Annotated in this window: 18 protein-coding genes; 15 read left to right on the top strand and 3 right to left on the bottom strand. The window is 41.0% G+C overall.

Annotated elements, in window-relative coordinates; translation table 11 throughout:
* Positions 1-37: 37 nt before the first annotated feature.
* The 4 genes from F944_RS16680 (at position 38) to epmA (ending at position 4,433) form a co-directional block, all read left to right on the top strand.
* Positions 38-1,170, top strand: a protein-coding gene (locus F944_RS16680; protein ID WP_223235881.1) for an IS3 family transposase whose coding sequence is annotated in 2 segments (ribosomal slippage) — positions 38-290 and positions 290-1,170 — 1,134 coding nt in all. Because the reading frame shifts where the segments join, the coding sequence is not laid out codon by codon here.
* A 178-nt stretch (positions 1,171-1,348) separates the two neighbouring features.
* Positions 1,349-2,233 (top strand): class I SAM-dependent methyltransferase, encoded by an 885-nt coding sequence (locus F944_RS03915; RefSeq protein ID WP_004987148.1) that lies wholly within the window; start codon positions 1,349-1,351, stop codon positions 2,231-2,233.
* A gap of 140 nt (positions 2,234-2,373) precedes the next feature.
* A complete protein-coding gene (locus tag F944_RS03910) occupies positions 2,374-3,441 on the top strand; it encodes a 4-phosphoerythronate dehydrogenase (RefSeq protein ID WP_004987147.1) in 1,068 nt (355 codons plus the stop codon).
* The gene (gene epmA / locus F944_RS03905) at positions 3,438-4,433 is read left to right on the top strand and encodes an EF-P lysine aminoacylase EpmA (protein ID WP_004987146.1); all 996 of its coding nucleotides are present in this window, start codon (positions 3,438-3,440) and stop codon (positions 4,431-4,433) included. Before F944_RS03910 ends, epmA begins: the two co-directional genes overlap by 4 nt.
* A 98-nt stretch (positions 4,434-4,531) precedes the next feature.
* Here epmA and F944_RS03900 read toward each other — a convergent pair whose 3' ends face one another.
* On the bottom strand, positions 4,532-5,539 hold the full coding sequence (locus F944_RS03900) for a Tim44 domain-containing protein (protein WP_004987145.1): 1,008 nt from the start codon (positions 5,537-5,539) through the stop codon (positions 4,532-4,534).
* A 106-nt stretch (positions 5,540-5,645) separates the two neighbouring features.
* Positions 5,646-7,034 (bottom strand): DNA repair protein RadA, encoded by a 1,389-nt coding sequence (gene radA, locus F944_RS03895; protein WP_004987144.1) that lies wholly within the window; start codon positions 7,032-7,034, stop codon positions 5,646-5,648.
* A gap of 279 nt (positions 7,035-7,313) precedes the next feature.
* On the opposite strand from radA, the gene F944_RS03890 reads away from it, so the two are divergent.
* The 10 genes from F944_RS03890 to gyrA all read left to right on the top strand — a co-directional run bounded on the left by F944_RS03890 (position 7,314) and on the right by gyrA (position 18,966).
* A complete protein-coding gene (locus F944_RS03890) occupies positions 7,314-8,726 on the top strand; it encodes an amino acid permease (protein ID WP_004987143.1) in 1,413 nt (470 codons plus the stop codon).
* A 113-nt stretch (positions 8,727-8,839) separates the two neighbouring features.
* Positions 8,840-9,058 (top strand): LPS translocon maturation chaperone LptM, encoded by a 219-nt coding sequence (gene lptM, locus F944_RS03885; protein ID WP_004987140.1) that lies wholly within the window; start codon positions 8,840-8,842, stop codon positions 9,056-9,058.
* Positions 9,059-9,082: 24 nt separating this feature from the next.
* Positions 9,083-10,333: a diaminopimelate decarboxylase gene (gene lysA, locus F944_RS03880; RefSeq protein WP_004987137.1), complete on the top strand. Its 1,251-nt coding sequence runs from the start codon at positions 9,083-9,085 to the stop codon at positions 10,331-10,333.
* A gap of 5 nt (positions 10,334-10,338) precedes the next feature.
* Complete coding sequence (dapF, locus tag F944_RS03875) at positions 10,339-11,184, top strand: diaminopimelate epimerase (protein ID WP_004987135.1); 846 nt, start codon at positions 10,339-10,341, stop codon at positions 11,182-11,184.
* Between the two features lie 148 nt (positions 11,185-11,332).
* Positions 11,333-12,133, top strand: a complete 801-nt coding sequence (locus F944_RS03870) for an enhanced serine sensitivity protein SseB C-terminal domain-containing protein (RefSeq protein ID WP_004987132.1) — start codon at positions 11,333-11,335, stop codon at positions 12,131-12,133.
* Positions 12,134-12,187: 54 nt separating this feature from the next.
* The gene (locus tag F944_RS03865) at positions 12,188-12,817 is read left to right on the top strand and encodes an alpha/beta fold hydrolase (RefSeq protein WP_010589004.1); all 630 of its coding nucleotides are present in this window, start codon (positions 12,188-12,190) and stop codon (positions 12,815-12,817) included.
* Positions 12,818-12,862: 45 nt separating this feature from the next.
* Positions 12,863-13,741, top strand: a complete 879-nt coding sequence (gene xerA, locus F944_RS03860) for a site-specific tyrosine recombinase/integron integrase (RefSeq protein ID WP_051003655.1) — start codon at positions 12,863-12,865, stop codon at positions 13,739-13,741.
* Positions 13,742-14,168: 427 nt separating this feature from the next.
* Complete coding sequence (locus F944_RS03855) at positions 14,169-14,918, top strand: electron transfer flavoprotein subunit beta/FixA family protein (protein ID WP_004987127.1); 750 nt, start codon at positions 14,169-14,171, stop codon at positions 14,916-14,918.
* A 17-nt stretch (positions 14,919-14,935) separates the two neighbouring features.
* Positions 14,936-15,874, top strand: a complete 939-nt coding sequence (locus F944_RS03850; RefSeq protein ID WP_004987124.1) for an FAD-binding protein — start codon at positions 14,936-14,938, stop codon at positions 15,872-15,874.
* Positions 15,875-16,254: 380 nt separating this feature from the next.
* Complete coding sequence (gene gyrA, locus F944_RS03845; protein WP_004987121.1) at positions 16,255-18,966, top strand: DNA gyrase subunit A; 2,712 nt, start codon at positions 16,255-16,257, stop codon at positions 18,964-18,966.
* 95 nt (positions 18,967-19,061) lie between these two features.
* Here gyrA and F944_RS03840 read toward each other — a convergent pair whose 3' ends face one another.
* Complete coding sequence (locus F944_RS03840; RefSeq protein WP_004987118.1) at positions 19,062-19,451, bottom strand: MerR family transcriptional regulator; 390 nt, start codon at positions 19,449-19,451, stop codon at positions 19,062-19,064.
* A 98-nt stretch (positions 19,452-19,549) separates the two neighbouring features.
* Between F944_RS03840 and F944_RS03835 the strand changes: the two genes are divergently transcribed.
* Positions 19,550-22,363, top strand: a complete 2,814-nt coding sequence (locus tag F944_RS03835; RefSeq protein WP_004987116.1) for a heavy metal translocating P-type ATPase — start codon at positions 19,550-19,552, stop codon at positions 22,361-22,363.
* Positions 22,364-22,412: the final 49 nt, after the last annotated feature.

Below are 22,412 nucleotides of genomic sequence, written 5' to 3'. Positions count from 1 at the left end.
CAAATGATGTTATAAACATCAATATATGGAGTATTTTATGGCACGTAGACCAAGAAGAAATCATTCAAATGATTTTAAAGCTAAGGTAGCACTTGCTGCGATTAAAGCAGAAAAAACACTTGCTGAATTGAGTGCTGAATTTGATGTTCATCAAAACCAAATTATCGACTGGAAAAATCAACTGATTTCAGCTTCCTCGCAAGCTTTCGATCAATCAAAAGCTCCAACAGAACCACCCATCGATCTAAAAAAACTACATGCAAAAATCGGTGAGCAGGCATTAGAAATTGATTTTTTAGAAGGTGTGTTGAAGAAACTGGGCCGCTTCAACCACAAAAGTTAATCGATGACTCACTTCAGATTTCAGTATCTAAGCAAGCTCAGCTGCTGAAAGTCTCCCGTGGTTGTTATTACTATCGCCCAAAACCTGTGAGTGCATCAGATCTGAAGCTGATGCGGTGTATGGATGAGTTACATATGCAATACCCTTTTGCAGGTAGCCGTATGATGCGTGATTTGTTGAATCGTCAAGGACATCATATAGGACGACGTCATACACGTACTTTAATGAAGAAAATGGGCATTAATGCGTTATATTGCAAACCAAATTTAAGCCAGGCTAATCAAGCTCACCGCAAATATCCATATCTGCTCAAAGGATTGGCTATTCAGCGCAGTAATCAAGTGTGGTCTACGGATATAACGTATATCCCTATGGCAAAAGGCTTTGTTTATTTATGTGCTGTGATTGATTGGCATAGCCGCAAGGTACTTGCGCATAGAGTATCGATTAGTATGGAGGTTACATTTTGCATAGAAACATTAAATGAAGCTATTGAAAAATATGGTCGACCTGAAATATTTAATACAGACCAAGGCAGTCAGTTTACCAGTGATGCATTTATTGATGTATTGAAATCAAATGGCATTCAAATCAGTATGGATGGTAAAGGTCGATGGGTTGATAATGTGATGGTTGAACGATTATGGCGGAGCGTTAAATATGAAGAGGTGTATCTCAAAGCCTACAGCAATGTTTTGGATGCGAAGAAGCAATTAAACGCATATTTTGAATTTTATAATTTGAAACGACCTCATTCGAGTCTGGACAAAATGACTCCAGATGAGTTTTACTATGACCAGCTACCACAACAAAATAAGGTAGCTTAACTAGAGCAGAGTATCACTTATAAATAAGCTTTTAGTTGTTCAAACATGTGGGACCACCTCTTACCAAACTAATCTAAGCAAAAGTAAAGTAGACGCTTAATTTTCTGGTTTATTTTCAAATGAAGCAGTCTATTGTTTTCAATCGACTGCTTTTATTTTGCTTTTAAAGGAAGATGACATGAAACAAGGACGGTCAAGTCGTACCGCAGAAGCCGCTGCGGCATTACGCGCCCATCATTATTTATTCGCGCATGATCCGATTTTTGCCGATGCTTATGCATTTGAAATGACCAATAACGCGTGGAAAAGGTTATTAACCTTGCCTTTGGTGAATAGAATCTTTAACTCACCAGCATTGAATCGAACGTTAGGTTTGTTAACAGCTCAGGTCGTGGGGCGTTCGCGTTATGCTGAAGATTGCTTGCAACAGGCGATTGAAAAGGGAATTGATCAATATGTGCTTGTTGGGGCAGGCTTAGATTCATTTGCCTTACGTTTGGCACAGCATTATCCAGATTTAAAAATTTTTGAGGTTGATCACCCCGATACACAGCGTTTAAAAATCCAAAAACTTAAACAACTGGGTGATATTCCTGCCAATGTCGAATTTGTTGCCATCGATTTTGAAAAGGAAGCTTTGGGAGAGGTTCTAGCTCGTAGTAACTATACGCAAGATCGTCCTGCTTTTTATTCATGGCTGGGTACAACGCACTATTTACAGCCTGAAACCACCTTACAGACCTTAAGTAGTATTGCCAGTTTTGCAGCGAAGCAAAGTGAAATTGTTCTGGATTATTCGATTAATTTTGATTCACTTCGGGGGATTGAAAAAATAGGAACTCAAGCCGTTGCTCAATTCACAAAAATCTTACGCGAACCATTGATGGGGCAATTTAATTCATTAGAATTGCATGATCTCGTGAATCAAATGGATTTTCAAATACTTGAAGATTTATCTGGCGATGCTCTATCAGAACGTTATTTTCATGCCCGACCAGATCACATCAGACATACCACTGCGACCCATATGTTGCATTTGATATTAGAACCAAACAAGAAATAAGCAAATATAGATTTCACAATTCATTGAGCATAAAAATTTAAAAATGGATGCTGGTAAAAAATTCGATTTATAAATGACGAGCGTAGTCACGTACCGAGTGACGCGTTATGATAAATGCCAGTGAGTGATTGGAACAGTATATGAAGATGATTGCAGATGAAAATCTGGCATTTACCGACTATTTTTTTTCTGAATTTGGCAAAGTTGAACATCGTGGTGGTCGACATTTGCAGCATGAAGATGTCAAAGATGCCGATGCTTTAATTATTCGATCTGTGACCAAAGTAGATCATACTTTAATCGATCACAGCGCATTAAAATTTGTAGGCAGTGCGACCATTGGTACAGACCATATGGATATTACTGCACTGCAACAACAAGGCATTGCGTGGAGTAATGCACCTGGATGTAATGCTCAGGCGGTCGCGGAATATGTCATTACAGCGTTATTACATTTAAGACCAGAGCTTTTACAACAAGAACAGCAGTTTACCTTAGGTATTATCGGTTTGGGCAATGTCGGTCGTCGTTTGGCTTACATGGCAAAATTGTTGGATTGGCACATTATTGGCTATGACCCTTATGTGCAGCTTGATCAGATTGAAAATGTTTCATTAGATGAATTACTACAACGTAGTAATGCCATTTCAATCCATGTTCCACTCACCAAAACAGGCGATTATCCGACTTATCATCTCATCAATGCCGATCGACTCGCATGTATTCCAGCTCAAACGATTTTGATCAATAGTGCGCGAGGGCCTGTGATAGAAGAAGCTGATTTAATTGAAAATATTCAAAAAACGCAGCGTCAAGTGGTGCTGGATGTGTTTGAACATGAACCTGTCATTTCTGAGCGACTGTTAGATTTAGTTAGCTTGGTGACACCGCATATTGCAGGTTACAGTTTGGAAGGTAAAGCGCGCGGTACACAAATGGTGTATCAGGCGTTTTGTCAGCATTTTGGTTTTAAAGCTGAGAAGCAGTTTGAGTCACAACTCCCGATTGGTGAACCTTACTTTAAAGATTTATCCTTAAAACAAGCGTTACAACGATATTTAACAGAGATTTATGATATTCAGCGTGACGATCAACATTTACGTGCTTGTGTCAAAGAAGGACAAGTCGATCAGCAAGCTTTTGATCGACTTAGAATAGAATATCCACTACGCCGTGAATGGGCTGCATATGGAGGGCCTGCGGCATGAGTAAACAGTCGGATTTAAATTTAAAAACGTATCAACCGACCTGTTCGATTGAAGCACTTAAAGCACGTGCCAAACTGTATCAGACCATTCGTACTTTTTTTGCAGAGCGTGATGTGTTGGAGGTCGAAACACCCATTATTTCTCAGGCAGGGGTAACCGATGTGCATTTGGCTTCAGTACGTGCATTACGCCATATTGAAGGCGAAGAGTGTATTCAATATTTACAAACCTCGCCTGAGTTTGCCATGAAGCGTTTGCTCGCCAGTGGCAGTGGCCCGATTTATCAGATTTGTAAAGTATTTCGTGATGATGAACATGGACGTAAACATAATAGTGAGTTTACCATGTTGGAATGGTATCGCCCTGAATTTGATCTTAAAGACTTAATGCATGAAACGGCTGATTTATTACACAGTTGTTTGTATCATCGTTTTGATGAGATTCGCCCGATGATACTCAGTTATAAACATGCCTTTCAGGATCGTCTGGATATTAATCCATTGCAAGCCAATCTAAAGCAATTGAAAGATACCGCGCGACGCGTCGGGCTGACGCTAGATTTGGGAGAAGATCGGCTCGCCTATATGGATTTATTATTTTCGCATTTTGTTGAGCCGAGTCTGGGGTTTGATACGCCCGTATTTTTAACTGATTTTCCTCCAGAAATGGCATCACTGGCTAAAGTGCGTATTGATGATGACGGTGAACAGGTTGCCGCACGTTTTGAGGTTTATATTGAAGGTTTAGAACTGGCCAATGCTTATGATGAATTATTGGATGCGCAAACATTAAGACAGCGTTTTGAAGCGGATAATCTTGAACGTAAACAACAAGGCTTAGCCGAAATGCCACTTGATGAACATCTTTTGGCAGCTTTACCACATATGCCTGCTTGTTCGGGTATTGCTTTAGGGATCGATCGGTTACTGATGATCGCAACTGAAAACATGCGTATTGATCAGGTGATTGCTTTTCCAGCGGCAATAGCATAGTAAAAGTGTGATTTTAATATTGTATCTGATGATTAATATTAAGATCACAGATAAAAAAATAAGCCGCTGATGCGGCTTACTTTATTTTTAGCGAAACGTTAGTCTTGCTGAATCCCAGCCACTTTCCAATCTTCACTTGAACCTGCTGGCTTAACAAAGTGCCAGATTTCAGAGAAGGGTTGCGGTAAGCTATTCAGATCTTCACTTACTGTACCTGTGAAACGAACACTGACCACATACTGACCATTTTCCGTTGTGCTATCCACCACCATTGCATTTAAGTTACTAAACTCAGCAACGTCCTGATCTTGATTCGCCATAATGTCGTTATACATTGAGCTATAAAGATCTGGTGTCAAATAACGACGAATTTCTTCAATATTGCTAGCAGAATTCACCGATTGAATATGGTTAAAACGCTGGCGTGCAACACGTAAGAAAGTTGCAGGTTCTGTTCCATCGGGAAGCTGACTACCACTGTTGGTATAAGCACTACCAAACGGTGCAGAAGATGGTGCTGCATTTGCGTTGCCACCGACACTTTGCCCAAAAATATTGGTGTTATCACCAGAATTAGCGCGGTTTGTCGATGTGTTTTGTCCAAATGGTACAGCATTGCCACTATTGTTTGGCGCAAACGGATTATTGCCAGCAACTTTTTGCTTATTGCTAAATCTACGGAAAATAAAGAAAGCAATCGCAGCAATCAAGATAATCCAGATCCAGCCCGGGATGCCACTTTTCTTTTCTTGCTCGGCTTTTGCCTGCTGAGCTGCTGCATCCTGTTGAGTGGCTTGTTGCTCAGGAGAAGTTGAATGACGGTCATCCGCCAGCGCATTGGCAGCAACGGCACCCACAGCAGCACCTGCCACACCCGCAGCAACCATTGAACCAACACCCGGACCAGAACGCTGTGGTGTACCAGCAGGTGCTGTTTGAGGTGCAGGAGTCACTTGACGAGGTTGTTGGTAAGACTGGCTTGGAGCGGCTGAACGTGACATACCATGACTTTTACCGCCACCTGCACGTTTTGCTTCAGCAAGCGGTGCAACGACCAAGGCGGCCATCAAAACACCTGCCAATAAACTACGCTGTCGTACTTCCATCGAAAAATCCTATATAAATTCAATTTACAAGTGTATTTATGCAGGCTTTTTTGACGAATTTCAATAACAAAAATATGTTTTTTTATGTCAAATCATATCGGACGATTTAATTTAACTCGTCACTTAGTTGCATGGCTTCTGTTAATGCTTCGTGCAACCTTGCAACCGCAATAATTTGTACCCCATCAACGGTCTTTTGCGGAGCATTGCCACGCGGCAAAATGACATATTTAAATCCATGTTTGGCGGCTTCTTTGAGACGTTCCTGACCATTTGGAACGGGGCGAATTTCACCCGATAATCCGACCTCTCCAAATACAGCCAATTGTTGTGGTAAGGCTTTGCCACGTAAGCTAGACGCACAGGCTAAAAGGACTGCCAAATCTGAACCTGTTTCGGTAATTTTTAAGCCGCCCACCACATTAACATAAACATCTTGTCCAGAAGTTTGAACGCCACCATGACGATGCATCACTGCAAGTAACATGTTTAAACGGTTTTGTTCTAAACCTAATGCAACACGACGTGGTTGTCCATGCGCATCATCGACCAGCGCCTGTACTTCGACTAAAAGTGGGCGAGTACCTTCGCGGCTGATCATGACAATAGAACCCGGAATGGCTTCATCATAACGACTTAAGAAAATAGCCGAAGGATTGGCGACTTCACGTAAACCTTTATCGGTCATGCCAAAAACGCCCAGTTCATTGACTGCACCAAAACGGTTTTTTACCGCACGAATCATGCGGTAGCGTGAATCTGATTGCCCTTCAAAATACAAAACACAATCCACCATATGTTCAAGCACACGTGGACCAGCCAAAGCACCTTCTTTAGTGACATGACCCACGATAAATAGGGCTGTTCCGCTATGTTTGGCAAAACGTGTGAGTAAAGCAGCAGATTCACGGATTTGAGAAACACCACCGGGGGCAGATTGTAAAGTTTCTGTATATAAGGTTTGAATGGAATCTAATATGGCAACGGCAGGGCGTTCCTGAGCCAAAATTTCACATATCCGTTCTACACAAGTTTCAGCCATGACTTTGAGTTTATCGGTCGGTAAGTCGAGCCTTTGGGCGCGTAATGCAACCTGAGATAAGGATTCTTCACCTGTTACATAGAGTGCAGAGCTATTACTACTCGCCATATAAGTTGCGGTTTGCAGCAAAATGGTCGATTTACCAATGCCGGGATCGCCCCCAATCAGCACCACTGAGCCAGTCACCAATCCACCACCGAGTACCCGATCAAACTCACCAATCCCTGTGGCAACTCTTGTTTCGTGCGACACAGAGATCTGATTTAAGATGGTGACTGCGGAAGTTTGACCTGCATAACCGCCTAATTTAGGTTTAGCACGATGTGAGGAAGCGGGTTCAACACGCACTTCAAGCAAACTATTCCATTCACCGCATTCTGAGCACTGACCTGACCACTTGGGATGATCTGTACCACATTGTTCACAGCGATAAACCGTTTTAACTTTGCTCATATTCAGTGCATCTTGGAATTAATAAATCAGTGAAATGTAACAATTGGGAACTTTAAACACAAATTTTGCAGGAAAATATCGCCAAAAAATACTTTGGCACGTAAACTGCAATCTCAGGGATAAGTTCAATTACAGCTTAAAAATGGAGTAAGTATGTCTAAAAAAACATCTTATAGGCGTTATTTATCAAAAAAATAAAACAATAAGTTAAAAAAACTTTTTTGTTTTAATGGTTTTAGGCTAATTTTAAAGTACAAAATTTGAGAGTTAAAAAAAACAATGTCAAATGAAAATTTTGGTTCACATTCTGGAGAAGGTGAACTCTCACGCAGCTTATCCAACCGTCATCTCCAATTAATTGCAATTGGTGGGGCGATTGGTACAGGGTTATTCATGGGGTCAGGTAAAACCATTAGTTTGGCTGGTCCTTCTATTCTCTTTATTTATGGCCTGATTGGTATCATGGTGTTTTTCGTCATGCGCGCGCTGGGCGAATTACTGTTATCCAATCTTAAATATAAGTCTTTTATTGATTTATCGACTGATTTGATCGGCCCATGGGCGGGTTATTTTGTCGGTTGGACGTATTGGCTGTGTTGGGTCACGATTGGGATCGCAGATTTATCCGCCATTATTTATTATCTGGAATTCTTCAATGGCGGTGAATCTTTCACGGCATTGGGTGGGTTGCTGATTAGTACCGTTGCCATTTTATTTGTACTTGGATTAAATCTGGTTACGGTAAAATTGTTCGGTGAAATGGAGTTCTGGTTTGCGATGGTAAAAATCACAGCAATTATTGTATTAATTGCTGTTGGTTTGTGGATGATTTTTACAGGCTTTACCAACTCTTCGGGTACGACCGCAAGTGTGAGTAATCTTTGGACTCATGGTGGCTTTTTTCCAAAAGGACTAGATGGCTTTTTAGCAGGTTTCCAGATTGCCATTTTTGCCTTTGTTGGGGTAGAGCTGGTCGGAACGACGGCTGCGGAGACACAGGATCCAAAACGTAACTTACCAAAAGCGATTAATTCGATTCCAATTCGTATTATTATTTTCTACGTATTGGCATTGTTTGTGGTGATGTGTGTGACTCCGTGGGATCAAATCAATCCTAAAGTCAGTCCATTTGTGAATATCTTCTCACAAGCAGGTATCGCCTCTGCTGCGATTATCATGAATCTGGTCGTACTGTCTTCTGTAATGTCATCCATGAATAGTGGCGTGTTTTCGACTAGCCGTATGTTGTTTGGTCTCTCAACAGATCAAAAAGCACCAAAACTCTTTGCCATGTTGTCTAAGTCAGCAGTTCCAGCAAAAGCGTTGATTTTCTCTTCTATTTGTATCTTCATTGGTGCGTTTGTCCAGTACATTTATAAAGTACAAACAGGCACAAATGATGAAGTCACCGCGTTTACATTAGCGACGACATTGTCGACCATTTTGTTTATCTGTGTGTGGATTATTATTATGTGGAGTTATATTAACTACCGTAAAAATAGACCTGAATTACATGAGCAATCGATCTTTAAATTACCTGGTGGTGTGTTTACTTGTTGGGTGGTGATCTTATTCTTCCTTGCAACCATCTATTTCCTTGCTTTGGATGAAACCACACTTGAATCATTAAAAGTTAGTCCAATCTGGTTTATTATTTTGGCTATAGGTTATTTCTTTGCTAAAAAGAAATAGGTCTGAATAAATCCATAGAACGCCAGTATAAACTGGCGTTTTTTTATGTTTAGACTTTAGCTGCTGAGATGATCACGCTATACTGCTCCGAATTGTAAAAGTTCGGTGTTCAGATGCTTAAAGTCATTTGCTCTATCAGTATATTACTGAGCGGTGCTGCGCTCACGGCATGCGGTCAATCAGGTGCATTACATTTACCTTCTGATCCAAATTATGACAAACGTGCCAAATATTTACTGTATTCATCTAAAGATGCTGAGCAACAAGCTCAGAAAAATGCAACTGAGGAAAAAGAAAAATCCTCAGCTTCAGAACCTACACCATCCCCTTAACGTCTCAAAGATAAGGATACATTCATGAGTTTCTCCCGCATTCAAGGGATATTGCATGCTGAGCAATGTTCACTGCTTCAGCTTGCTGAACGGTTTGGTACACCGTTATATGTTTATTCAAAAGCAGCTTTTGAAAAACATTATCTGGATATGGATCGTGCTTTTGATTTTATCGACCATCAAATCTGCTTTGCGGTGAAGTCAAACTCAAACCTTGCGGTGTTGAATGTATTAGCCAAGCTTGGGGCTGGTTTTGATATTGTGACTGGGGGTGAGCTTGCGCGCGTGTTGGCAGCAGGTGGTGATCCAGCCAAAATCGTATTTTCTGGTTTAGGCAAGTCAGAAGCAGATATTGAAAAAGCGCTGCAAGTCGGAATTGCCTGTTTCAATGTTGAGTCGTATGCAGAATTGGATCGCATTCAAAAAGTTGCAGAAAAACAGGGTAAAAAAGCCCCGATTTCCTTGCGTGTTAATCCAGATGTCGATGCCAAAACTCATCCTTATATTTCAACGGGATTAAAAGAAAATAAGTTTGGTATTCCTAGTGATACGGTTTATGAAACTTATCAATACGCGGCATCTTTATCCAATTTAGATGTTGTGGGAATTGATTGCCATATCGGTTCACAACTGACTGAGACCAAGCCTTTTGTGGATGCTTTGGATCGTGTCATGGTGATGATTGCTGAATTGAAAAAGCGTGGAATTGACCTCAAACATATTGATATTGGTGGTGGTCTAGGTGTTTGTTATAAAGATGAAACACCGCCAAGCGTTGAAGAGTATGCCAATGCGTTGAAACCCGCACTGCAAAAATTAGGCTTGAAAGTGTACATGGAGCCAGGGCGTAGTATTAGTGCCAATGCAGGCGTATTACTGACCAAAGTAGATCTGCTGAAACCGACCAATCATCGTAATTTTGCGATTATTGATGCTGCGATGAATGATTTGATTCGTCCATCTTTATATGAAGCGTGGATGGATATCCAATCGGTGGATGCCAATACAGACGTTAATGAAAAAGCTTGGGATGTTGTTGGTGCGATCTGTGAAACTGGCGACTTTCTAGGCAAAGATCGTAAGTTGGCACTAAAAGAAAATGATGTCTTGGCTGTACTGGGTGCAGGCGCTTATGGTTTTGTCATGAGTTCAAACTATAATAGTCGTGGTCGTGCTGCTGAAGTGATGGTGAATGCAGATCAAGCTCATTTGATTCGTGAGCGTGAAACGATTGAATCATTATGGGATAAAGAACGTTTATTACCTGAGGAGTAAAAAACATGTTGCTTGAATTTACAAAAATGCATGGCTTGGGTAATGATTTTGTTGTGGTTGATTTAATCAGCCAACGCGCGTATCTGGATACTACTACCATTCAGCGTATGGCTGATCGTCACTTTGGGATTGGTTTTGATCAACTTCTAATAGTTGAACCGCCCGATTTTCCAAGTGCAGATTTTAAATATCGTATTTTCAACGCAGATGGCTCTGAAGTTGAGCAATGTGGCAATGGCGTTCGTTGTTTTGCGCGTTTTGTACATGATCGCCAACTGACCAATAAAACCAAAATCAAGGTGCAAACCAAAGCGGGAATCGTTGAACCTGAATTGGGACCAAATGGTTTAGTTCGAGTCAATATGGGCTTTCCAAAATTTTCTCCAAATGAAATTCCATTTGTCACGGAAGAGTTTGAAGCACTTTATCATCTTGAGCTTGCCAATGATCAAAGCTTAAAAATTGATGTGGTCAATATGGGCAATCCCCATGCAGTTACGATTGTGCCAGATGTATTAACTGCGGATGTTGCAACCATTGGACCACAAGTTGAATCGCATGTACGTTTCCCGCAACGGGTCAATGCTGGGTTTATGCAAATTCTGGATGAAAAACATGTACGTTTGCGTGTTTTTGAGCGTGGCGTCGGCGAAACTTTAGCATGTGGAACAGGGGCATGTGCCGCAGCAGTCAGTGGAATGCGCCGTGGTTTACTCGCCAATGAGGTTGAAGTTGAACTGGCAGGCGGTAAGTTACAAATTGCTTGGCGTGAAGGTGACGTGGTTTGGATGACTGGACCAACGTCTACCGTCTATGAAGGCCGTTTGGATTTACGTTATTTTCAGAGTTAAATACAAGCGAACTGGTTCAAGGGAGTCAGTTCGTTTTAATTTTTAAATAAGACATATAATTTTAGCGTGATGATGTGTTCATTATTTTGAATAAATAACAAAACTTTAAAAGATTAGTTCATTTTGATGAGAGATTAGGTAAATATAAATGGATAAACAAGAAAAGTATTTAGAGGAACTTCTTCAAAAAGCAGCTAATGAGCCAGCGTATCGCCCTGTGTTTCTTGAAAAATTATTAAATGGTCATGTGTATTGTTTGGGAACTACTGATACTCAACAGCACAATCGTCATGGTTTAGTTGAGCTGCAACAAGGTGATCATATCTATTTAAGCAAATGGCAAAATCACGAGGGCAGATCAATTGTTCCTTTTTTCTTATCTGTAGATAGTTTAAGTAAAGCAATCGAGCAGCAAGAAAGCTACTTGCGTTTGAGCACTCGCGAGTTATTTGATATCACCCTCGGGGATCATTTGATGCTGAATCCAAATCTTCCTTATGGCAAAGAATTTATTCCAGAAGAAATAAAAAGTCTTTTACAGAAAGGTAGTGTTGGAGCCACAGAGCAATTTGTTGCTGAAGAAGATATACAAGTGTTACTAGGGCAACCGTCCCAATATCCTGATCAGATGGTCGAACAACTGAATAAATTTTTTCAACAGCATTCTGAGATTGAAAAAGCATATTTGGCTTTAATGCACAATCCTGCCCGAGATGAAAAACCGGTTCTAGTGGTGGGCGTATTGTTCAATGTAGCAGAGAGAAACCAAACTTTAATGAATCAAATTGGACAGGTGGCTTATGATAGCCTTGGAGAAATTGTTGATATCTTTATGATTGATCCTCAAGAATCTTCAGGTTTATCAGGCTACATGTTTGAAACTGAGCCTTTTTATCATCGTCAAATGAAAAAAAGAGGATTCTTTGCACAGTTTTTTTCTAAAAAATAATGCAAGATAATAGTTTGTAAAAATACTTAAAAATACATGGTTAGAATTTAAAAAATGAACATGCTAAAACATTTTATTTTTCTACCCGGCGCATCGGGCAGTACCGAATTTTGGTGTCCTCTCATTAAAAATTTACCCGAAGAAATGACGACACAAATCATTGCTTATCCTGCTTTTGCCAATGAACCTGCCCATCCAGACATTCATGGTTTTGAACAGTTACAGCAATATGTGCTCAATAAAATTGATCGCCCATGTATATTGGTCGCTCAATCTATGGGTGGCATTTTTGCAGTCGCAGCAGCTTTACAAAAGCCTGAATTGATACAGGGTTTGGTCTTGATTGCGACTTCAGGAGGGATTGACCTGAGCCAGTTTAACGTTGCGGATTGGCGACAAAGTTATGCCAAAGATTTTTTAAATTATCCTGACTGGTTCATGACCACTAAAATAAATTATGAAGCTCAATTGGCACAGATTCAGCAGAAAATTTTACTGATCTGGGGTGATCAAGATGAGGTAAGTCCAATTGCTGTCGGGCAATATCTGAAAGATCTTTTTCAGTATGCCGAGCTCAAGATCATTCAAGGTGGAGGACATGATCTCGCGAATCGCTATGCCGAACTAGTGGCGAAAGAAATTATGTTATATTTAAATCAAATTGATACCAACACTGAATATTAAACTAGGAGCAATGATGTGAATATTAATAATCATCAACTCCTCGACATGTGGCTCAAAGAGCGTACCATTCAAAATCAGTCTGAACACACCATTCATGCTTATCAACGCGATTTAACTGATTTTTTTATGTTTTGTGAAGTTAAAAAGCTAGATTTGATCGAGATAGAAGCATCAGATTTACGCGAATATCTGGCTTATAAAGTTGAACAATCCAACTTGAGTAGTAGTAGTATTCAGCGAATGTTGTCGGCGATTCGCCAATTTATGAAATGGGCGCAGCAAAGTAATTATCTCAATATGAATCCTACTGAGGATTTTAAACTTAAACGTAAAGCGCGTCCCTTACCGGGAATGATTGATATCGAAACGGTCAATCAAATACTGGATCAACCTGTACCTGAAAAAATCAAGGATCAACAGCTCTGGATACGCGATAAAGCCATGCTTGAATTGTTGTATTCCAGTGGTTTACGTTTGGCTGAATTGCAAAGTTTGAAAATGAATGATCTTGATTTTAAACGACAGCTTTTACGTGTAACTGGTAAAGGTAATAAAACGCGGGTGATTCCATTTGGCAGCAAAGCTAAACACAGCTTAATCGAGTGGTTAAAAATCTATACGATTTGGAAGGGTAAAGTATTACCAGTGAGTCCTGTTTTTGTTTCACAACATGGCGGCGCACTTACACCAAGGCAAATTGAATCCAGAGTTAAAATTCAGGCACATCGCGCAGGGGTAAATGTCGATTTGCATCCGCATCTACTACGCCATTGTTTTGCCAGTCATATGCTCAGTGCTAGTGGTGATTTAAGATCAGTACAGGAAATGTTAGGGCATACTAATTTGAGTACGACTCAAATTTATACGCATATTGATTTTGATCATTTAGCGCAAACTTACGATAAAGCGCATCCGAGAGCGTAATAATTTTGCGATAACCCGACCTATTATGTTTTATTGTTACATTTCGACATGTTTAAGTTTTTTTATAATTGTGGACTGACATTTTTGATCTGACGAGTCAGTATTGAATAAATTTGTACTTTTGTATAAAAGCTATGCAAAAAAAGTCGCCTATCAGTCAGACTGATGAAATAAATCAAAATAAAACATATTATAAATCAAATATTAATAAATCATAAAAACTGCTGCAATTTCATGGGGAAACAATCAATGAAAAAAACAATGAACTGACCATTTCAGCCTTTTTAGTGTTTTTTCGCATGGTTGGTGTAATTGTGACTTGACCGAAATGCCAAACACATTGCAAGATAAAGCACCTAAAAAATTCAATATGAAGCGTTAATATAACTCTTCTCAACATTTACTTGCTGAAACAGCCGAGGATTACATGAAGGCTCTTGTTGCTGTAAAACGTGTGGTTGATGCCAACGTTAAAGTTCGCGTTAAGCCGGACAATAGTGGGGTTGACCTTACTAACGTTAAAATGTCAATTAACCCATTCTGTGAAATCGCAGTGGAAGAAGCGGTTCGCCTAAAAGAAAAAGGAACAGTATCTGAAATCGTAGTGGTTTCTGTTGGACCTAAAGAAGCGCAAGAACAAATTCGTTCTGCAATGGCGCTCGGTGCGGATCGTGGTATCTTGGTTGAAACAACTGATGAAATTGGCGCTTTAGAAGTTGCTAAAATTCTTAAAGGTGTTGTAGATCAAGAGAAACCAGAACTTATTCTTCTAGGTAAACAAGCAATTGATGACGACTCAAACCAAGTCGGTCAAATGTTGGCTGCTTTGCTTGGCGCAGGTCAAGGTACTTTTGCTTCAGAAGTAAAAGTGGACGGCGGAAAAGTTCAAGTGACTCGTGAAATTGACGGTGGTTTACAAACTGTTGAGCTTACACTTCCTGCGATTATTACCACTGACTTACGTTTGAACGAGCCACGTTATGCGGCACTTCCAAACATTATGAAAGCGCGTAAAAAGCCGCTTGATACCAAATCACCTGCTGATTATGGTGTTGCTACAGGGACTAAACTTAAAACTGTTAAAGTTGAGCCACCTGCTGAGCGTAAAGCTGGCGTACAAGTGAAGTCTGTAGACGAACTTGTTGAAAAATTAAAAAATGAAGCGAAAGTGATCTAATACAGAAGGATAAAATCATGAGTATTTTAGTAATCGCTGAACACAATAACCAAGCACTTAACGGTGCGACGTTAAACGTTGTTGCAGCAGCTCAAAAAATCGGTGGTGATATTGCTGTATTGGTTGCTGGTTCAGGCGCTCAAGCCGTAGCGGATGCTGCTGCTAAAGTGGCTGGTGTCAGCAAAGTATTACTTGCAGACAATGCACTTTATGCCAACCAATTGGCTGAAAATGTAGCAAAACTGATTGCTGATGTTGTGAAAGAAGGTGGCTATAAATACGTTTTAGCAGCTTCAACTACAACAGGTAAAAACATTTTACCACGCGTTGCGGCATTGCTTGATGTCAGCATGATCACAGATATTATTTCTGTTGAATCTGCAAACACATTTAAGCGTCCAATCTACGCAGGTAATGCGATTGCAACGGTTCAATCTGATGAAGCTGTGATCATTGGTACTGTACGTGGTACAGCATTTGATCCAGTTGCTGCTGAAGGTGGTTCTGCTGCGGTTGAAACTGTGGGTGAAGCGGCTGACGCTGGTGTTTCTTCTTTCGTAAATGAAGAAATTGTAAAACTTGATCGTCCAGAATTAACTGCTGCGCGTATCGTTGTTTCTGGTGGTCGTGGTGTTGGTTCTGGTGAGAACTACCATAAAGTCCTAGACCCATTAGCGGACAAGCTTGGTGCTGCGCAAGGTGCGTCACGTGCTGCGGTTGATGCTGGTTTCGTACCAAACGACTTCCAAGTAGGTCAAACAGGTAAAATCGTTGCGCCAGATCTTTACATGGCAATCGGTATCTCTGGTGCGATTCAGCACTTGGCAGGTATGAAAGACTCTAAAGTGATCGTTGCGATCAACAAAGACGAAGAAGCACCAATCAACAGCGTTGCTGACTACTGGTTAGTGGGTGATTTGAACACTGTTGTACCAGAATTGGTATCTAAACTTTAATTCGTTATTGAGTTAAGTTGATAAAACGCTCTTGCGCGATTTATTGCGCAAGAGCGTTTTTTATTGAGAATGATAAAAAAATAATGTGGTTTTTCTGGTCTTTGACTGCTAAATATTTCACAAATTTTCTAAAACAATGTGCGCTAAGTATTTGATTTATTCTATTCCTAATGACAGTTTGGAACTGTCTGTTTTTTCAGCATAAATTTACTCAAATATTAAAGGCTAAGCTGTATTAATCCATCACAATCTCCACATGATTTATGCTATACTTTTTAGCTATGTTTTTTACTTTTAGTTCAGTTTTTTGAACTAAGTTTTGCGAGATTAATACATAAATTGTGGCTGGCTTTTGCTTTGCTGCATAGAAAGGAGTATGCATGAGCGTATCGGAAATCCGACCGATTGCCATTGAAGATGAGTTAAAAAACTCATATCTCGATTATGCAATGAGTGTAATTGTTTCACGTGCATTACCTGATGTGAGAGACGGCCTGAAACCAGTTCATCGTCGTGTACTTTATGCAATGCATGAGTTAGGCAACGATTATAATAAAGCTTATAAGAAGTCTGCTCGTGTGGTGGGTGATGTGATCGGTAAATATCACCCGCATGGTGATACGGCTGTTTACGACACCATTGTTCGTATGGCGCAGGATTTTAGTCTACGTTACCTGTTGGTCGACGGCCAAGGTAACTTTGGTTCGGTCGATGGCGATAGCGCTGCGGCGATGCGTTATACCGAAGTTCGTATGACCAAACTCACCCATGAGTTATTGGCCGATCTTGAAAAAGATACGGTAGACTGGGTGGATAACTATGATGGCTCAGAACGAATTCCTGATGTTTTACCAACACGTGTGCCTAATTTATTAGTCAACGGCGCAGCGGGCATTGCAGTGGGTATGGCGACCAACATGGCGCCACACAATTTGACTGAAGTGATTCACGCCTGTCTGGCCTATGCAGACAATCCGAATATTTCGATTGAAGGATTGATGGAACATATCTCAGGACCAGATTTTCCGACAGGCGGCATTATTTACGGTAAATCAGGCATTGTCGATGCTTACCGTACCGGTAAAGGCCGTTTGCATATTCGTGGTAAATATCACTTTGAAGAAGACGAGAAAACGAATCGTACCACCATCGTTTTCACTGAAATTCCATATCAGGTCAACAAAGCACGTGTGATTGAACGTATTGCTGAATTGGTCAAAGAGAAGAAACTCGAAGGGATTTCTGAGTTACGTGACGAATCTGACAAAGACGGTATGCGTATTGCGATTGACTTAAAGCGTGGCGAAAACGCTGAAGTCATTGTCAATAACCTGTTCCTCAATACTCAGCTTGAAAATTCTTTTAGTATCAATATGGTATGTCTAGATAACGGACAACCAAAATTGATGAATCTAAAAGACATCATTGCGGCATTTATCCGACATCGTCAGGAAGTGGTGACGCGCCGTACCATGTTCGAATTGCGTAAAGCACGTGAACGTGGTCATATTTTGGAAGGTCTCACCGTTGCCCTTGCCAATATTGATGAAATTATCGAAACCATCAAGACTTCTGCAAATCCAGCAGAAGCGCGTGAACGCTTACAGGCGGGCGAATGGGCGGGTGGTGGTGTTACTGCTTTGCTTGAAAAAGCAGGTGCAATTTCAGTACGTCCTGATGAAATCGAAGGCGAAGATCCAAATCGCCCATTTGGTTTGTCTGGTGATATTTATCGTTTATCCCCAACTCAAGTCGCTGCGATTTTAGAGCTTCGTTTACATCGTTTAACCGGCCTTGAGCAAGACAAGTTACATGCTGAATATACCGAGATTCTAGGTCAGATTGCTGAACTGACTGCCATTTTGAATGATTTCAATCTTCTGATGGGTGTGATTCGTGAAGAATTGGCACAAATCCTTCAACAATATGGCGATGCACGTCGTACAGATATTATTGAGTCACGTATCGATTTCTGTCGTGAAGATTTGATCCCAGAAGAGCAAGTGGTGTTGACCGTTTCTCAAACAGGTTATGCCAAAACACAACCATTGTCCGATTACCAAGCTCAGCGTCGTGGTGGTCGTGGTAAATCTGCAACCTCGATGAAAGATGACGATATTATTCAGCATCTTGTCGTGGCTTCCAACCATGCAACGGTCTTGTGCTTTACCAATGTGGGTAAAGTATATCGTTTGAAAGTGTTTGAAGTTCCTCAGGCTTCGCGTGGTGCAAAAGGTCGTCCAATGGTCAATTTATTGCCACTGGATGCCAATGAAACCATCACTGCGATTTTACCTTTGACTGAATTCCTTGAAAATCACTACGTCTTTATGGCAACAGCTTCGGGTACAGTCAAACGTGTTGAACTTGAGCAATTTGCCAATATTCGTGCGAATGGTTTACGTGCGATTGAACTGAACGAAGAAGATACCTTGATTGGTGTCGCGATTACTGATGGCAAGCAACAAATTATGTTGTTCTCCAACGAAGGCAAGGCGATTCGTTTTGCTGAAACCGATGTCCGTGCCATGGGGCGTACCGCCAAAGGTGTGCGTGGTATGCGTGTGGCGTTAGCTGCAACACTGGATAGCGAAGACGCAGACGTTGAGAATGATGACTCTGATGAGAGTGATGATTCAGATTCAAATGTGGTGAGCCGTATTGTCTCGTTGGTGGTTGTTCCAGAAACGGGTGAAGTGTTGTGTGCCAGTGCCAATGGTTATGGTAAGCGTACGCCAGTGAATGACTTCCCGACCAAGAAACGTGGCGGTAAGGGGGTGATTGCGATCAAGACTTCCGAACGTAATGGTGAGTTAGTTGGTGCAGTCTCAATTGATGAAAGCAAAGAACTGATGCTGATTTCAGATGGCGGTACTTTGGTACGTACTCGTGCGGCTGAAGTGGCAATGACAGGTCGTAATGCACAAGGTGTTCGCCTGATTCGTTTAAGCGATGATGAAACACTGGTGGGTGTGGTTTCGATTGAAGCGGTGGAAGAAGATGATGAAACTCTTGAAGTGATTGAAGGGGAAGCATCTGAATCTCAAGCTGAAGATATTGCTTCTCAAAATGATGAGATGAGTGAAGAATAATTCACCGAGCATCGTAAGATAAAAAAACCTGAGTTTTCGGACTCAGGTTTTTTTTATTTCTCAGCTTTTTTGAAAATGAATCATGGCAGGTCTGTTTACAGATTGCTCCTCTGTTTTAAATCTAGCAAAATAGGACAACAATCGGCTTGTGCCGATTTACACTCATCGATCCAACTGCTGAGACGCTGCTTTAAGCCTTCTAATTCCTGAATACGAAGATCAATTTTCTCAAGACGCTGTTCAATCACATGGCGAACTTGTTCGCGATCATTCAGTTGTAATTGGAGAAGTTCTTTAATCTCACTGAGCTGTAATCCTGCATCTTTGGCTTTTTGTATAAAACTTAAAGTTTCTATATCTTGATCATTATAATAACGATAGTGGCTGATGGTGTCTGGGGTACGCATGAGACCAATACGTTGATAATAACGAATCGTTTCAACATTTAAATTGGCCTGTTTAGCCAGTTTGCCAATGGTTAGCATGGCTAATTCCTCTTATTTGCCTCAATAAAAAGCTTGACTCCGTACCTAGGTACAGCATTTATCTTAGCACAATCATATAAGAATACGAGAACACCACCATGACTGAGCCAAAGCAAACTTCATGTTGTTCCAAAGCTACGGTTTCACCGAAAAAAATCGTGTCTATTGATCCTGTTTGTGGAATGACCGTAGCCGAAGACAGTCAATATCATATTGATCTGGATGGAACTCGTTATTTATTTTGTTCCGCCAGTTGTAAGCAAAAATTTGAACAACATCCTGAAAAATATCTAGTTAAAGAAACTGAATCTGCGTTATCCAGTCATTGCTCTAATCCAGCCGTAAAAATGCAACAGTCAGAGAAAAAATCAGAGAAAAGTTGTTGTGGAAATGAAAAAACCACAAGTCATGAGACAGGATCGGGGGGTGGATGTTCCCATCCAGCACCGCCTAAAGCCGTTTCAAGTGGTTGTGGTCACGATTCAAAACCGTTGGATCAAAAAAATGACGTGATCCAAGCGACTGCTATGTCGTCATGTTGTGGAGCAAAGTCTATTGAAGCGGCTGTATCTACTGAAAAGACTCAACCTCAAGCCAAAAGTTGTTGCAGCGGAGGTGAGCATCAGCATGCTGAGCATGAAAATTCTCAAACTGAAATAGACCCAGTGTGTGGCATGAAAGTCAGTAGCAGCAGTCCTTTGCATACACATTATCAGGGTAAAGAATATTATTTCTGTAATCCTTCCTGCTTAGATAGATTTAAAAATGATCCTGAAACGTATTTGATTCCATTGGATGAGCGTGCTGTACCTGAAGGTGCAATGGATATTGATTATACCTGTCCGATGGATCCTGAAATTGTACAAAAAGGCCCTGGAACCTGTCCGATTTGCGGGATGGCTTTGGAACCGATGCAACCGACGTTGGATGAAGGACCAAATCCAGAATTGGTGGATTTTAGTAAACGTTTCTGGACGACTTTACCTCTCACTTTATTGGTGGTGGTTTTGGCCATGGGTTCACATATCCATGCTTTTATTTCACCGCAGATCCAACCGTGGATTGAGTTGGTTTTGAGTATTCCTGTGGTGTTATGGGCGGGTTATCCATTTTTGCAAAGATGTTGGGTTTCTTATAAAACCCGTCACTTGAATATGTGGAGCCTGATTGGAGTTGGTGTACTTGCGGCGTTTATTTATAGCGTGATTGCGACCATTTTCCCATCACTGATTCCAATGGAAGCAAAAACAGGGCATGGCGTTGCGGTATATTATGAAGCGGCTTGTATGATTGTGTCTTTGAGCTTGCTTGGACAAATCATGGAGCTGAAAGCCCGAGCGCAAACAGCCGATTCCTTAAGAGCCTTATTACGTTTACAGCCACATACAGCCAAACGGGTTCGGGATGATGTGGTTGAGGAAGTCGACATCAGTCAGATTAAAGAAAATGATATTTTACAGATTTCTTCTGGTGAACAGATTCCTCTGGATGGCATCGTGATTGACGGGAAAACCTATGTCGATGAATCCATGATGACGGGTGAACCTGTACCTGTAAAAAAACAGTTGGAAGATAAAGTGATCGGGGGAACAGTCAATCAGCAAGGCAGTATTCGTATCCAAACCACGGCGGTGGGAACCAATACCACCTTATCAAAAATGATTCAGGCTGTCGCAGAAGCACAGCGTTCAAAAGCGCCCTTGCAACGGATTGCCGATATTGCAGCCAAATACTTTGTGATGGCAGTCCTCTCGATTAGTGTCATTACATTTATAGCGTGGATGCTGTTTGGGCATGCACAGTTTGATTTAGCTTTAATGTGTGCTGTCGCTGTTTTAATTATTGCTTGTCCATGTGCATTGGGTTTAGCAACGCCAATGTCGGTGATGGCAACCACTGGTCGTGCTGCCCAAAAAGGGGTACTGTTTAAAGATGCCGAAGCAATCGAGGCTTTAAGCAAAGTCAATGTTTTGATTATTGATAAAACAGGCACGTTGACAGAAGGAAAACCGAGCCTAAAACAAATCCAGTTATTGGATGATTCTCTAGAGCAAAAAACCGTAGAGCGTTATATTGCTTCAATTGAACAATATTCAACGCATCCGATTGCGCAAACATTAACAAAACTTGTGAAAACAGATGAGTTGTTAAAAGTTGATGATTTTGAAGATGTCACTGGTTTTGGGGTAAAAGGTCAATTTGAAGGGCAAACCTATTATGTGGGTAGCCAGAAATTGGTTGATCAACTTGGATTAAAACTGGATGCTACGCTTAGTGCCAAATTGGATCAACTGCGTGAACAGGGCGATGTGATTAGTTTTCTGCTGAATGACAAAGCCGTCATTGCTTATATTGTGATTCATGATGCGATTAAAGAAAATGCGAAAGCCGTCATTGACCAACTCCATCAAGATGGGATTGAAGTGATTATGGCAACAGGTGATCACCATAAATATGCCCAAATGGTTGCGCAGCAATTAGGGATTGAACATGCTTATGGCGATTTAGATCCTAAACAAAAATTGGAGATCGTGAAACGCTATCAATCACAAGGCAAAGTCGTGGCGATGGCTGGAGATGGCATCAATGATGCACCTGCTTTGGCACAAGCCGACGTGGGGATTGCCATGGGCACAGGCACTGATATTGCCAAACAAACTGCGCAGATTACTTTGGTCAAAGGCGACATACAAGGTGTTGCCCAAGCAGTACATCTGGCTAAACAAGGCGTGAAAAATATGAAACAGAATTTGGCGTTTTCGTTTCTCTATAATGGTTTGGGTGTACCTATTGCAGCAGGAATTTTTTATCCACTGACAGGTTGGCTACTCACTCCGATGTTTGCAGCGATTGCCATGTCCTTGAGTTCACTTTCCGTGGTATTAAATGCTTTAAGATTACGCAAACTTTAACAATATAAATCTATAAAAAACAGGAGCCTAAATTTGGCTCCTGTTTGAT

Origin of the sequence: Acinetobacter ursingii DSM 16037 = CIP 107286 (assembly GCF_000368825.1) — a bacterium.
In the GTDB taxonomy this organism is placed as follows: domain Bacteria; phylum Pseudomonadota; class Gammaproteobacteria; order Pseudomonadales; family Moraxellaceae; genus Acinetobacter; species Acinetobacter ursingii.
Note: the sequence above shows the minus strand (reverse complement) of the source record. Positions and strands in the feature narration are given on the sequence as shown.

Excerpts from the sequence above, each read along its gene's own strand:
- F944_RS03840 (WP_004987118.1), bottom strand. The coding sequence starts at position 19,451 with ATGCTAACCATTGGCAAACTGGCTAAACAGGCCAATTTAAATGTTGAA.
- F944_RS03855 (WP_004987127.1), top strand. The coding sequence starts at position 14,169 with ATGAAGGCTCTTGTTGCTGTAAAACGTGTGGTTGATGCCAACGTTAAA.
- F944_RS03835 (WP_004987116.1), top strand. The coding sequence starts at position 19,550 with ATGACTGAGCCAAAGCAAACTTCATGTTGTTCCAAAGCTACGGTTTCA.
- xerA (WP_051003655.1), top strand. The coding sequence starts at position 12,863 with ATGTGGCTCAAAGAGCGTACCATTCAAAATCAGTCTGAACACACCATT.
- lysA (WP_004987137.1), top strand. The coding sequence starts at position 9,083 with ATGAGTTTCTCCCGCATTCAAGGGATATTGCATGCTGAGCAATGTTCA.
- F944_RS03910 (WP_004987147.1), top strand. The coding sequence starts at position 2,374 with ATGAAGATGATTGCAGATGAAAATCTGGCATTTACCGACTATTTTTTT.
- F944_RS03900 (WP_004987145.1), bottom strand. The coding sequence starts at position 5,539 with ATGGAAGTACGACAGCGTAGTTTATTGGCAGGTGTTTTGATGGCCGCC.
- dapF (WP_004987135.1), top strand. The coding sequence starts at position 10,339 with ATGTTGCTTGAATTTACAAAAATGCATGGCTTGGGTAATGATTTTGTT.
- lptM (WP_004987140.1), top strand. The coding sequence starts at position 8,840 with ATGCTTAAAGTCATTTGCTCTATCAGTATATTACTGAGCGGTGCTGCG.
- F944_RS03915 (WP_004987148.1), top strand. The coding sequence starts at position 1,349 with ATGAAACAAGGACGGTCAAGTCGTACCGCAGAAGCCGCTGCGGCATTA.
- F944_RS03870 (WP_004987132.1), top strand. The coding sequence starts at position 11,333 with ATGGATAAACAAGAAAAGTATTTAGAGGAACTTCTTCAAAAAGCAGCT.
- F944_RS03865 (WP_010589004.1), top strand. The coding sequence starts at position 12,188 with ATGAACATGCTAAAACATTTTATTTTTCTACCCGGCGCATCGGGCAGT.
- radA (WP_004987144.1), bottom strand. The coding sequence starts at position 7,034 with ATGAGCAAAGTTAAAACGGTTTATCGCTGTGAACAATGTGGTACAGAT.
- gyrA (WP_004987121.1), top strand. The coding sequence starts at position 16,255 with ATGAGCGTATCGGAAATCCGACCGATTGCCATTGAAGATGAGTTAAAA.
- F944_RS03890 (WP_004987143.1), top strand. The coding sequence starts at position 7,314 with ATGTCAAATGAAAATTTTGGTTCACATTCTGGAGAAGGTGAACTCTCA.
- F944_RS03850 (WP_004987124.1), top strand. The coding sequence starts at position 14,936 with ATGAGTATTTTAGTAATCGCTGAACACAATAACCAAGCACTTAACGGT.
- epmA (WP_004987146.1), top strand. The coding sequence starts at position 3,438 with ATGAGTAAACAGTCGGATTTAAATTTAAAAACGTATCAACCGACCTGT.